Source organism: Pectobacterium punjabense, from assembly GCF_012427845.1.
Taxonomy (GTDB): Bacteria; Pseudomonadota; Gammaproteobacteria; order Enterobacterales; family Enterobacteriaceae; genus Pectobacterium; species Pectobacterium punjabense.
This window is the reverse complement of record NZ_CP038498.1, coordinates 797,939-811,247: the sequence shown is the minus strand read 5'-3', so window position 1 is coordinate 811,247 and position 13,309 is coordinate 797,939. Positions and strand designations below refer to the sequence as shown.

At 53.6% G+C, this 13,309-nt stretch carries 13 protein-coding genes; 6 read left to right on the top strand and 7 right to left on the bottom strand.

The annotated features are described in order from the left end of the window. The first annotated feature begins 25 nt into the window (after positions 1-25). Entirely contained in the window at positions 26-349 is a 324-nt protein-coding gene (locus E2566_RS03670) for a hypothetical protein (RefSeq protein ID WP_107167850.1), read from the top strand. A gap of 65 nt (positions 350-414) precedes the next feature. On the opposite strand, the gene rlmF is transcribed toward E2566_RS03670, so the two are convergent. From rlmF to sdhE, 3 genes are all read right to left on the bottom strand, one after another. Continuing rightward, positions 415-1,350 carry a 23S rRNA (adenine(1618)-N(6))-methyltransferase RlmF gene (gene rlmF, locus E2566_RS03665; RefSeq protein ID WP_107167851.1) on the bottom strand — a complete coding sequence of 312 codons (936 nt, stop codon included), beginning with the start codon at positions 1,348-1,350 and terminating at the stop codon, positions 415-417. Between the two features lie 226 nt (positions 1,351-1,576). Then, a complete protein-coding gene (locus tag E2566_RS03660; protein ID WP_005971626.1) occupies positions 1,577-1,951 on the bottom strand; it encodes a protein YgfX in 375 nt (124 codons plus the stop codon). A gap of 19 nt (positions 1,952-1,970) precedes the next feature. Beyond that, positions 1,971-2,237: an FAD assembly factor SdhE gene (gene sdhE, locus E2566_RS03655; protein ID WP_107167852.1), complete on the bottom strand. Its 267-nt coding sequence runs from the start codon at positions 2,235-2,237 to the stop codon at positions 1,971-1,973. Between the two features lie 235 nt (positions 2,238-2,472). Between sdhE and ygfZ the strand changes: the two genes are divergently transcribed. Then, entirely contained in the window at positions 2,473-3,474 is a 1,002-nt protein-coding gene (gene ygfZ, locus E2566_RS03650) for a tRNA-modifying protein YgfZ (protein WP_107167853.1), read from the top strand. 54 nt (positions 3,475-3,528) lie between these two features. Here the strand turns inward: ygfZ and trhA are convergent, their stop codons facing one another. Beyond that, a complete protein-coding gene (trhA, locus tag E2566_RS03645) occupies positions 3,529-4,176 on the bottom strand; it encodes a PAQR family membrane homeostasis protein TrhA (RefSeq protein WP_107167854.1) in 648 nt (215 codons plus the stop codon). A gap of 407 nt (positions 4,177-4,583) precedes the next feature. Here trhA and E2566_RS03640 point away from each other — a divergent pair, with 407 nt between their 5' ends. The 4 genes from E2566_RS03640 (at position 4,584) to E2566_RS03625 (ending at position 9,961) form a co-directional block, all read left to right on the top strand. Continuing rightward, a complete protein-coding gene (locus E2566_RS03640; protein WP_107167855.1) occupies positions 4,584-5,192 on the top strand; it encodes an HD domain-containing protein in 609 nt (202 codons plus the stop codon). Between the two features lie 53 nt (positions 5,193-5,245). Continuing rightward, the gene (locus tag E2566_RS03635) at positions 5,246-6,250 is read left to right on the top strand and encodes a LacI family DNA-binding transcriptional regulator (protein ID WP_107167856.1); all 1,005 of its coding nucleotides are present in this window, start codon (positions 5,246-5,248) and stop codon (positions 6,248-6,250) included. A 210-nt stretch (positions 6,251-6,460) separates the two neighbouring features. After that, entirely contained in the window at positions 6,461-8,605 is a 2,145-nt protein-coding gene (locus E2566_RS03630; protein WP_107167857.1) for an alpha-galactosidase, read from the top strand. Between the two features lie 93 nt (positions 8,606-8,698). Further along, entirely contained in the window at positions 8,699-9,961 is a 1,263-nt protein-coding gene (locus E2566_RS03625) for an MFS transporter (protein WP_107167858.1), read from the top strand. A gap of 64 nt (positions 9,962-10,025) precedes the next feature. Here the strand turns inward: E2566_RS03625 and E2566_RS03620 are convergent, their stop codons facing one another. From E2566_RS03620 to E2566_RS03610, 3 genes are read right to left on the bottom strand one after another with little or no spacing between them, the layout of a single operon-like run. After that, positions 10,026-11,333 carry an ABC transporter substrate-binding protein gene (locus E2566_RS03620; RefSeq protein ID WP_107167859.1) on the bottom strand — a complete coding sequence of 436 codons (1,308 nt, stop codon included), beginning with the start codon at positions 11,331-11,333 and terminating at the stop codon, positions 10,026-10,028. Next, entirely contained in the window at positions 11,326-12,414 is a 1,089-nt protein-coding gene (locus E2566_RS03615) for an ABC transporter ATP-binding protein (protein WP_107167860.1), read from the bottom strand. Before E2566_RS03615 ends, E2566_RS03620 begins: the two co-directional genes overlap by 8 nt. Further along, a complete protein-coding gene (locus tag E2566_RS03610; protein ID WP_107167861.1) occupies positions 12,414-13,238 on the bottom strand; it encodes a phosphodiesterase in 825 nt (274 codons plus the stop codon). Before E2566_RS03610 ends, E2566_RS03615 begins: the two co-directional genes overlap by 1 nt. Positions 13,239-13,309 lie beyond the last annotated feature (71 nt).

Here is a 13,309-nt window from a genome sequence, read left to right as displayed (position 1 = left end):
GTACGTATCAACAGGAGTAAGCACGATGAAGATGTTACTCATAGCAGTCACAGGATTGTTGCTTGCCGGTTGTGCTCAAACAGGTACAGAGGAATACGCCAGAAATTTGGGCGGAAAATGCGATGTGCCACAATATTACGATATCGATTTCTCAAGGTTTGATGAGACAGCGCAGCAAATCGCGCACGCGACGGGCTGTGGCATCATCACCGACACCACGCTGACTGGCACGATTAAGCCACATCCCGTCAAAGGCTACCTGACCAGACGAGAAGCGGTGTTTATAGCGATTCAGGGTACGCCGTTGAAAGTGACCCAACAGGAACCGGATACGATTACCGTCGAGTAACACGTTCGCGGATACCGTTGTGACCGGTATCCGCGAACATTGATATTTGTAGAAGTTGAAATAGCTTAGCGTTTTTGTAACCAGCGGGCACGGGCGGCAGTATCCAGGAAGCTCCACGCAACAAAGCGGCTTTGCTTCTGACCTTGTGCCATATCTATCGTTCTGACCTTTTCCACGTCAACCGCTTCCAGCGCACGATAAATTTCCGGCAGGTTCTCTTTGCGCGACACCAGCGACGTAAACCACAGGCACTGGCGGGCAAAACCGGCGCTCTCTTTGATCATCTGACCAATGAAAGCTGACTCGCCGCCCTCACACCACAGCTCATCCTGCTGGCCGCCAAAATTCAGCGGTGAGCGTTTATCCAGCCCCAGATTATGCAATTTGCGTTGCGTTCCCTGACGGGCATCTTCAGCGGAAGCATGGAACGGAGGATTACACATAACGGCATCAAACGTATCGTTCTTGTGAATAATGCCCGCCAGTATCGCTTTGCTGTTTTTCTGACGACGCAGGCGAATCGACCGATTCAAACCGGGGTTCGCTTCAATCGTTTCATTGGCCGCTTTCATCGCCAGCGGGTTAATCTCGCTGCCAGTAAAACGCCAGCCGTACTCGCGATGCCCAATCAGCGGGTAAACGCAGTTGGCACCGCAACCGACATCCAGTACGGATGCATCACGCGGCACCACCGAGCGGTTATCTTCCGCCAGTAAATCGGCCAGATGGTGGATATAATCAGCGCGGCCGGGGATCGGTGGGCACAGAAAGCCGTCAGGGATCGTCCAGTGCGCAATCTGATAAAAGTGCTGCAACAATGCCTGATTCAGCGTTTTCACCGCCTCGGGATTGGCAAAATCCACTGACTCATCACCGTAGGCATTCACCTTCACAAACGGGATTAGCGCAGGATAGCTCTGTTTGAGCGCGGGGAAATCATAACGGTCGCGATGGCGATTACGAGGATGCAGACCACTTTTTTGCACTGCGGGCTTAGTCATCAGTTATACCCAATAAATTTCAAGGCACGGCCAGACGGTGGCCGAATAAGAACATTTCCCCGAATAGCGCGGGGGAAAAAGAAAGGAAAGCCGACATTCCCGTGATGGGAACAGCCGATATCCTATCCTCACGAAGCGGCGTAAGATACCTGCTGCGATTATTTCCGTAAATCACCGTGGTGATGTTTCTACACACTAAGCGTGATACCTACGCCAAAACGCGCCGTTATCTCGCCCAGTGTTTCTGCTGTAAGAGAAGTTGGCGCAAATGGCGCCATTCGTCATCGCCCATGCTATCCGATGCCAGCCACAGTTGCTGCTTGTCTTTCCCATCAGCCGACTGCAATGCCAACAACACACCATTTTTTAAAAGCCATGGTCGTTTGACAATCTGCCACTCCTGCTGCCGCCAGTTTAGGGTCGTTTCGCTAAGCAGAGTAATACAGCCTTGCCGCGATTTGATATTCCTTTGGCTACGAATAAAACCAAACATCACCATTGTAACAAGACAGAGCCACAGCCACGCATAGCCGTCCGGCCACGGTGCCAGCAGAATGAGCAACACTAATAGGCCATGCACAACCAATGACAACAGTTGCATGCGCCAGGAAACGCGAAGGTCACATTGCCACTGGGCCACGATCTTTATTTCGCGTCTGAATAAGGGAAATCATGCGTTTCAGCTCTCCGTCTTCCGGCTCACCGTGGTTCATCAACCAATTGAATAAATCAGGGTCGTCGCTTTGTAACAAGCGTACAAACGTGTGCTTATCACTGTCATTAAGTGTGTCATAATCATGCTCAAAAAACGGCATGATGGCGATATCCAGTTCGCGCATACCACGGCGGCATGCCCAATGAATACGTGATTTATTATCGATTTCCATATTTCATGTCCACCTTGTTATCGCTGCTTGCCGCTAGTGTACTCCGATTCCGGTAGCGGACATCAACTAATAGTAACATTTTGACATAACTTACTGACATGCACCGCGCCAAGCACGCTTATCAGCGTCAGGATGTGCTATGTCATAACACCGCGTGAATAACCACTTGCAAACCCTGAGCGCTCTTTTACCATTAGGCCATTCGGGTATCGCCCTTAGCGCAGGATTGTACTATATGGTTAATCAACATACGGCTCATCAACGCCCTTTTGCCTCACAACCCCCCTTTGCTTCTGCCGAGCTCACCGCCACACTCATCTCACTGGATGACTGGGCGCTAGCCACGCTGATCGGGCCGGATACCGTCAAATATCTTCAGGGACAGGTCACCGCAGATGTCAGCGCACTGGCTGACGATCGGCACATCCTTTGCGCCCACTGCGACGCGAAAGGAAAAATGTGGAGCAACCTGCGTCTGTTCCATCACGGCGAGGGGTTTGCTTTCATTGAACGCCGTAATCTACGCGACGCCCAGCTTAGCGAACTGAAAAAATACGCCGTTTTTTCGAAAACCACCATCGCACCAGACGACAACGCCGTGCTGCTGGGCGCGGCAGGAGCGGGTATCCGCGAGCTGCTGGCTTCAGTATTCAACCAACTTCCCGATGCCGAACACCCTGTTGTGCAGCTCGAAGGAGCCACCTTACTGCATTTCACTCATCCCGCAGAGCGTTTCTTGCTGGTACTGTCTCCAGAGCAAAGCGCTGCGCTACTTGAACAGCTCGGCGATAAAGTCAGCCTGAATGACAGCCGCCAATGGCTGACGTTGGATATTGAGGCAGGTCAGCCCATCATTGACAGCGCAAACAGTGCGCAGTTCATCCCGCAAGCGACTAATTTACAGGCATTAAATGGAATTAGCTTCAGCAAAGGGTGCTATACCGGTCAAGAAATGGTTGCTCGGGCAAAATATCGCGGTGCTAACAAGCGCGCGCTCTACTGGCTGGCGGGTAAAGCAAGTCGGGTGCCGCAGGCGGGAGACGATCTCGAGCTGCAACTCGGTGAGAATTGGCGCCGTACGGGCACCGTACTGGCTGCCAGCCAATTGCAGAACAGTGACGTGTGGGTACAGGCGGTGCTGAATAACGATCTCACCGCAGAGAACGTTCTGCGTGTGCGTGAAGAAGCCGAAAGCCAGCTCACGGTTCAGCCTCTGCCATATGAAATAACGGATTAATCCGACGGATGACATCGCGCATGAACCACTTAGGCTCATGCGCTTTATACTGGATTAGATATAAAGATAAATCGCCAGAAAGTGGCAGACGCTGCCGCCTAACACAAACCCGTGCCAAATCGCATGGTTATAGGGAATACGCTTGCAGGCATAGAAAATCACCCCCAGCGTATACACCACACCGCCCACCGCTAACAGCGTCACACTCCCTGCCGACAGTTTCATCACCATCTGATAAATCACCACCAGCGACAGCCAGCCCATGACCAGATAGGTAATCAACGACAGCACTTCAAAACGATGGGCAAACGCCAGTTTGAAGAGCACGCCCAACAGCGCCATGCTCCAGATGACGACCATCAAGCCATGTGCCAGCGGTGAATCCAGCCCCACCAGCAAAAAAGGCGTGTAGGTTCCGGCAATCAACAGATAGATGGCACAGTGGTCGAACTTTTTCAGCCACGGTTTAATGCGCTGAGAAGGGATCGCGTGATACAGCGTCGAGGCCAAAAATAGCAGGATAATACTGCCGCCATAGAGGCTATAGCTGGCAATCGCCACGCTCCCGGCATCATTGTTGACCGCCTGCACCAGCAGCAAAACCAGGCCAACAATCCCGAAAATCACGCCGATTCCATGGCTGATGCTGTTCGCAATTTCCTCTGCCAGCGAGTAGTCCGGCATCTGTGCATTTTTTGACATCAATAGGTTCCGCAGTATTTTTCAATAGAGAGTGTTCTGACATGATCTGCCCCGCTTTTCGCACTCTTGAGCGGACTGACGCAGACAGAGGTGTTTAACCTTTGAGCAGATTAACTGAGAATAGTTTCAGTGTACACGTGTAAGCTAAAATAATTATCCTCATGCCTCCTCCCAGTTTCTCTCTGATTTAACCTGCAATCATGCATGTCAATCTCAGACGACATCCCCTACAATGACCGACTTCGATATCTCCCTGTTTTTTGAAGGGCTCTGCCGTTCTTACCGGTTATTCGCGTTAACGGTCACCCGGTTCTAACGCCCACAGTGCCTTCCTCTGGTCTTATTGCATAACTTTGTCATGCACGACTTTGTCACGCATCGTTTTCACTGCAAGAGGTACGCTTTTCATGTCATCTTCCCCATCTACTCTGAATTTCGGTTCCATGACCGATGTCTTCGGCTTTCTGATAGAAATCGATAAATTAAAAAGCGTACAGCGCCGCACCAAGATTATCGCCAGCGAACGCCACGAAGATTCAGCCGAACACAGCTGGCATTTTGCCGTCGCCGCGATGGCGCTGGCCCCCTACGCGAGTGAAGGTGTGGATATTCAGCGCGTAATCCAAATGGCGTTGATTCACGATATCGTCGAAATCGATGCGGGCGATGTGCTCGTTTACGATCTTTCCGCACGTCTCGCGATTCACGACCAGGAAGTCGCTGCCGCAGCGCGTATTTTCGGCCTGCTGCCAGAGCCACAGCGCCAGCAATTCCACGATCTGTGGGAAGAATACGAAGCGAATGAAACGCCCAGCGCCCAGTTCGCCCTGATGCTCGATCGCGTCATGCCGATGCTGATGAATCTGTACAACGGTGGTCAAAGCTGGGTAGAAAACGGTATCCGTCTGGAACAGGTTCTCGACCGCGCCGAATTCATCGCCGATATCAACCCGGAACTGTGGCAATACCTGAAGCAGCATCTGGAAGACGCCAAAGCCAAGGGATGGTTGCTATAATGCGATTTTCCCGATAAACGTCCGTCGCTGGGCATTCGCGTCAGGAGAGTGTGGTGTCTTTAAAAATAATCGCAAATAACCTGGGTTTGTCGGTGGCAGCAGTGAGTCGTGCCCTCAACGGCCATCGGGATATCTCCGACGCCACGCGCCAGCGTATTCAGGAAGAAGCCGAGCGCATCGGCTATCGCCCTAATACGCACGCGCGCCGCCTGAAAATGGGCAAAAGCGACGCAGTCGGGCTGGTCTATCCCTATGCCTCTTCTCTAAGTAACGATATCTTTTTTGAGATGATCGGCGCGATCAGTCGCAAACTGGCACAGCACGACGTCGATTTTCTCCTGCTGGCAGATGAACAAGACGAATGTCAGGGCGGTGTTCGGTTGATCAACAGCCGCCGTATCGACGCGCTAATCGTGGCGCACACGTGTGAGCAGGATGCACGCCTGATGCTACTGCAACGTAACAAGGTGCCTTTTCTCGCGCTGGGGCGCAGCCAGTTACCGCATCCTTATGCCTGGTTCGATTTTGACAACCGTGCAGGCATGGCGCTAGCGACGGAACACCTGATTGAACGTGGCCACCGCCGTATCGCCATGTTGAGCGAAGACCACCCGCAGGCGTTCATTATGCAACGTCGTCAGGGCTACCGCGATACTCTGCAACGCCACAGCCTACCCTTTCACGATGCCTACCTGCGCTGTGTCAGCCCTACGCGCCGTGCGGGCTACCAGGCCATGCTCGACCTTCTGGCGCTGCCGGAGCCGCCAACAGCAATGGTGATGGATGGCAACGTCCACGGCGATGGAGCTGTCGCCGCATTGCAGCAAGCAGGCCGCCTTTCCGGTTCACACCCTATCGCGTTAGTGATGTATGACGGTTTGCCACAGGACAGCCTGACAGACATTAGCGTGACGGCGATAGAGCAAGCGACGCGGGAACAGGTTGGTGAACAGATTGCCAGCATGACGCAGGCGCTCATCGCGGGCGAAGCCGTAGAAAATTTGCAGGTGTTATGGCAGCCGACGCTGCGCCTCGGTAAAACGAGCTTTCCCGCCTAAGCCATTCAGCAAACTGCCACCGTATATAACGATATCGGTTGGTTTTTTTACGCCAGCCGCAAGCGAGATCGCCTTCACACCGTCATCGAAATCCTTTTCCATTTCCTAATGATTATTTTAACAACATCACACTTCTTAAACGTTTAAGTTGATGACTTAAACGTTTAAGTTTTCACTGAGAAGCACGAGCCGTAATTTGGAGTCTTCCTCATGAAGCGTGATATTGTTCAATTAACCAGCGCACAGTGCGATGTCATCGTACGCTGCGCCCCAGCAGCAGAAATTCTCTATTGGGGGCCGCGGCTACGCGGTTTTTCGCCAGAAGATGTCATTTCTCTGCAACGCCCCGTCGCCAACGGTCGTCTGGATGTAGATCTCCCTCTGACGCTGGCAATGGAATATGGGCGTGGTCAGTTCGGTTCGCCGGGTATTGAAGGGCATCGAGCGGGCTATGATGCCGCGCCGATCTTCACCACTACGCAGGTTGACGTTCAAGACAACACACTCACTATCACAGCGGACGATACGCAGGCTGGTCTTCGCCTGACCAGCGAACTGCATCTGGACCCGCAAACCGATGTGCTGCAACTGCGCCACACGCTACAGAATCTGCGTGCTGACGCCTGGCAAGTACAACGCCTCGCTGTCACGTTGCCTGTCCCGGAGCGGGCGAATGATGTCATGGCGTTTCACGGCCGCTGGCTGCGTGAATTTCAGACTCATCGTCTTACGTTACAGCACGGTGGCTTTATTCAGGAAAGCCGTCGGGGAAGAAGCTCCCACGAATATTTCCCGGCGCTGATTCTCGGTGAGTCCGCGTTCAGCGAACAACGTGGCTCAGTATGGGGCGTGCATTTAGGCTGGAGCGGCAACCATCGGCTACGTGCCGATATCAAAACTGACGGTCGTCGCGTCGTACAGGCGGAAGCCCTTTATCTGCCGGGCGAAATCACGCTGGCACAGTCGGAATCCCTCACCACACCGTGGGTCTACGCAGCGTTCTCCGATACTGGCTTGAATGGCATGAGCCAGCGTTATCACACCTTCCTACGCCAGTCCCTCATCCAATTCTGTGGTGATAAGCCACGCCCGGTGCATCTCAATACGTGGGAAGGGATCTATTTCGATCACAATCCAGAGTACATCATGCAGATGGCGAGCAAAGCCGCCGACGTCGGTGTAGAGCGCTTCATTATCGACGACGGCTGGTTTCGTGGACGCCATCACGACAGGGCCGCACTCGGCGACTGGTATTTGGATGAGGAAAAATACCCTAACGGGCTGATGCCAGTGATTGAGCACGTCAAAGCGTTGGGAATGGAGTTCGGTATTTGGGTCGAACCGGAGATGATTAATCCCGATTCCGACCTGTTCCGCGCACATCCCGACTGGGTGCTGCAATTGCCCGGCTACGAGCAACCCACTGGCCGCTACCAGTATGTGCTGAATTTAAACCAGCCCGACGCTTTCGCTTATCTACTGGAGCGGCTGAGCTGGCTACTGGGCGAGCATCCCGTCGATTATGTGAAATGGGATATGAACCGCGAACTGGTGCAGCCCGGCCATGAAGGGCGGCTGGCTGCCGATGCGCAAACCCGGCAGTTCTATCGCCTGCTCGATACCCTGCGCCAGCGTTTTCCTCATGTTGAATTTGAATCCTGCGCCTCCGGTGGCGGCCGCATCGATTACGGTGTACTTGAGCGTACGCAACGCTTCTGGGTATCGGATAACAACGACGCGCTGGAGCGTCAGACCATCCAGCGCGGCATGAGCTACTTCTTTCCACCAGAAGTGATGGGGCAACACATCGGCCACGCGCGCTGCCACGCGACGTACCGACGCCATACCATCGCCTTTCGCGGCTTGACGGCCCTGTTCGGCCACATGGGAATCGAGCTCGATCCTGTCAAAGCCGATGACAACGAACTGGAAGGCTATCGCCACTACATTCAGTTGCATAAGACGCTGCGCCCGCTGCTGCACAGCGGCACAACCTGGCGGGTAGAGATGCCGGACGATACGGTACAGGCCACCGGCGTGGTGAGCCGCGATCGCCAGCACGCGGTTTTCCAAATAGCCCAGTTGCGTATGCCGGATTATTCGCTGGCAGGCACGCTCCGCTTCCCCGGCCTGCTGCCCGATGCACGCTATGAAGTCAAATTGTTGGATGGCCCGGAGATCAAAACGGTACGTGAAGGTGGCGGCACCATGCGGGAGCTTCCGCCTTGGTTACGTCAGCCGATTGTGGTCTCCGGCGATTGGCTGATGCAGGCCGGTCTTGCCCTTCCCGTCCTGACGCCAGAAACCGCCATTCTGATCGGGCTTTCTGCAGTGCGGGACACCGCCAGTCAATAACCTTTTTCCTTGCCCAACTAATACACAACACGACCGCGCGGGACAGCATTGTCCCGCGTCATGATAACGTCTACCCCATGAGGGGGAATAAAGATGCCAACTACCTCGTGCTACTACAAAAATAACCGTAACTTCTGGATTTTCGGCGCATTCTTCTTTCTTTATTTTTTTATCATGGCGACATGCTTTCCGTTTTTGCCGATTTGGCTGTCGGATGTTATCGGGCTCAATAAAACCGATACCGGCATCGTCTTTTCCTTCCTGTCTTTGTTCGCCATTCTGTTTCAGCCGTTCCTCGGCATTCTGTCCGACAAGCTGGGCATGAAGAAGCACCTGCTCTGGGTAATCTCCGTGCTGTTGCTCTTTTTTGCCCCTTTTTTCCTGTATGTCTTCGCCCCGCTGTTAAAAATTAACGTAATACTGGGTGCCTTAGTCGGCGGCCTGTATATCGGATTCTCTTTCAGCGCAGGAGCCGGTGCCATTGAAGCCTACATCGAACGCATCAGCCGACAGCACCACTTTGAATATGGTAAGGCGCGCATGTTTGGCTGCTTTGGCTGGGGAATCTGCGCCTCAACGGCGGGCATGTTGTTTAACATCAACCCCGATATCGTATTCTGGATGGGGTCCGGGTCGGCGATTATTTTGCTCGTGTTGCTATGTCTGGCAAAAACAGAGAGCAACCCAACCGCCGCCGTCATGGATTCACTGGGTGCTAACGCCTCGCCTTTTAGCCTCAAACTGGCATTAGGCCTGCTGACTAACCGTCAATTCTGGCTGCTGGTACTGTACGTAGTCGGCGTCGCCTGTATTTATGATGTCTACGATCAGCAATTCGCTAACTTCTTTAAATCGTTCTTTAGCTCGCAGGAACAGGGCAATCAGATTTTTGGTTTTGTCACCACAGCTGGGGAAGCGGCGAATGCACTGGTGATGTTCTGCACGCCGTGGCTGATCGGTCGGATCGGTGCCAAAAATGCGCTGCTGGTGGCAGGAACGATTATGTCGATCAGGATCTTGGGTTCGGCCTGCGCCACGTCCGTCACGGAAGTCATCATTCTAAAAATGCTGCATGCCTTCGAAGTGCCATTGCTGCTCATCGGGATCTTCAAATACATCGCCAATACGTTTGATTCACGCTTATCGGCCACAATTTATCTGGTGGGCTTCCAGTTCGCCAAACAGTTCATGGCGATATTTCTCTCCTCCGCCGCAGGCAACCTGTACGATCGTATCGGTTTTAACCAGACTTACCTGATTCTGGGCGGCATTGCGCTTGCTTTTACGGCGATCTCCGCCTTTACGCTGTCATCTTCACGCAGCACGGCGAGCATGCATTCTCAGGCTGCGCACTAAAAACGCTCTCACTCCTGGTGCTCCTCTTGCCCCGTTGCATCAACATCAACGGGGCAAGATGTTCTTATTTCACGTCCCGTAACGCGGTTTTATCCACATAAGGCTTCATGATGTTATCTGCCTCTTTTTGCGCAGCCACCGCGGCGTCATCAACCTTTTTCGCCGGATCGTTTAGCAGCGCCGCCAGCTGATTTTCCATCGCTTTGCGTACGGCGACCGTTTCATAGGTTGCATACCACGGATGAGCATATTGCAGCTGCGACAACGCAATGGCTGCACGCGGATCTTTCGCCAGATAGTCTTTCATTTCTGGCAGATCGTAGGCGGCCATACGCGGTGCGAAATAGCCGGTAAAACGGCTCCAACTTCCGCTGACTTCCGGGCTGACCAGATAGTTCATAAACTGCCAGGCCGCTTTCTTCTGCTCCTCGGAAATCCCTTTGAAGCTCACCAGACTCGCCCCACCGATGGTCACACCACGACGCTCTTTTTCCGGCATCATTGCCACACCAAGTTGAAAATCTTTGGTGTTTTCACGCATAAAGCCCAGCGCCCCCGTGCTCAGCATCGCCATACCCAGCTTACCGGAGAAAAACGCGGCGCTGATTTGCTTGGAATTCAGCACGCCAGCGGGCATGGCTTTGTCGCGGTGCACCAGATCGCGCCAGAACTGAAGCGCACCCTTGGTCGATGCGGTGTTGTAATACACTTCTCCTGGATAATCAGCATTGTAATACGCTCCGCCGTTGGCGCGCGTCAACGCAGACAGCATCCAGCCGCCGTAGTCATCGTTCGTGGACGGAATCATGATGCCCCACTGCCCCTTCGCCGGATCGGTCAGTTTCTTCGCAACTGCAACCACTTCATCCCAATTTTTCGGCGGTTCATTAAAGCCAGCCTTCTTCAGCATGTCTTCGTTGTAATAGAGGATCGGCGTCGAGTTGTGGAACGGGATCGCGTAGGTCACGCCCATCACCTGCGCGTTCTGATGCAGTGCAGGCCAGAAGTTTTTGGTCAGAAAAGGCGTCGCTTTTTCATTGCCGTATTTGAACAGCTCGTCCATCGGCAGGATTTCATCTTTGATGACCAGATCGGCGGTGAAGTTGGCCGACATAATGACCAACGCTGGCGGATCGCCCGCTTTGGCGGCGGCTTCCGCTTTCACTTTCGTCGTGTCGTAATTGCCGGTGAATATCCCACGCACTTCAACCTGATCCTGTGATTGGTTGTATTCCTTGATGATGCGCGTCATTTCCATCGTCAACTTGCCATCGACCGGGGCGGGGAACATAAAATCGATACTCTCTTTTGCCAGCGCCGGGCCAGACATCAGCAAGGCTATCGCCAGCGCCATCATACGAGGCTTACGCATTTCTTTTCTCCTGGGATAAATTACGGGCGGTTTGCCCGGAAAACCAATGACAATCCTGCGGTGAAAAATGAAGCACAACGGACGTACCAATGTCCGGCACACCATCACGATTTGGCCGACGGTAGCGGATATTGCCCAGCGGCGTATCCACGTGAATCAGATACTCTGCGCCAAACAGCTCCCGTTGCTTCACCGTTCCCGGTAACGATAAATCGCCGTCTGACGCGGCGTGTTCGGTAATATGCTCAGGGCGAACCCCTAGCAGCACACTGGTTAATGAACGCGTTTCTTCACTGGCGGGCAGCGCCACAGACAATGCTTGCAAAAACGCATGACCATCAGAACAGGCCAGCGTCACCATGTTCATTGCTGGCGTCCCGATAAATCCGGCGACAAAAACGTTAGCCGGATGGGAGTACAATTGCTCTGGTGTACCAACCTGTTGCAGCACGCCACGATCCAGTACGGCAATCCTGTCCGCCATCGTCATCGCCTCGATCTGATCGTGCGTGACGTAGACGGTGGTGGTTTTCAACTGCCGATGCAGATCCATAATGCCGTCCCGCACATCGCTGCGCAGTCGAGCATCCAGATTCGACAGCGGTTCATCCATCAGAAACAGGCGTGGATCGCGCACGATCGCTCGCGCCATCGCCACGCGCTGACGCTGGCCGCCGGACAATTTCCCCGGCTTGCGTTTGAGTAATGGCTCAAGCTGGAGCAGACTGGCGACGCGCTGTACCCGCTGTGGATACTCCGCTTTCGGTTCACCGCGCATCCGCATACCAAAAGTGATGTTCTGCTCGACCGTCAAGTGTGGAAACAGCGCATAGTTCTGGAAGATCATCGAGAAATTACGCTGCTTTGGGCTCCATGCGGTAATGTCGTCATCACCCAGCAGGATTTGCCCATCGCTGACGTCTTCCAGACCGGCCAACATACGCAGCAACGTACTTTTTCCACAGCCGGACGGCCCAACCAGCACCAGAAACTCACCGTCGGCGATATCCAAAGACAGCGATGCCAGCGCCTGCATGTGCTCGAAGCGTTTACTGATATTACGTAACTGAATCACGGCCATTACGCATCCACCGGACAGCTGATACGCGGATCATAGAGATAAGGGCCGGGGTAAGACGCAAGCGACTGGCAATAGCTCACCAGCCCGGTCACCGGCACATAGCGATGCATCACCACGCTGGCAGGCTCCAGGTTGTAATACGGTGCGTCATCTTCGTAGAAATACGGAACCTGATGGACGGTTCCCGGTACGGTGGCAATAATCGCCTGCCGATGCTGCGTCATAATCAAACGGTGCGTATGCCCGCAAAATACGCGTGTGAGCTGTGGGAAACGTTCGATCAGCATCAGCAGCTCATGCCCGTTTTCGCAGGCGATACGATCCATCTGTGCCGATCCCAGCAGCAACGGTGGATGATGCATGAAGATCGCCGTTTCACGCGTCGAGTGATCTTGCAATTGCTGCTCCAGCCAGCCCAGCGTGGACGGCGTCAGCCAGCCTTTCGATTGCCCAGCCAGACTGGTATCGATAAACAGCAAACGCATCGGGAAATCATCCACTGCATAGCGAATATTTTCCGGGTCATCACCCAGTTGCGGACACAGCGGGCGCATCGCGTTGAGAAAATGCTGCTTATCATCATGATTGCCTGGGATCACATACAGCGGGTAATCCAACATTTGTAACACGCGCTGTGCAACCTGATACTCTTGCGGACGCCCGCAGTTAACGATATCACCGCTAATCACTACGGCATCTGGCCGCTCACGTAGCGCGTTTAACTGGTTGATGACCTCCGCATTTTCCCCGTTAATATCAATAAATTCATAGAGCTTGCGCCCTTCACTGCGAAAATGCAGATCGGAAATCTGTGCCAGCAACATAACAACCACCTCTATCATTATTTCGCCCACTGGCGAACATCGATCGTTTGAGAATCGAGATACGCGGAGCA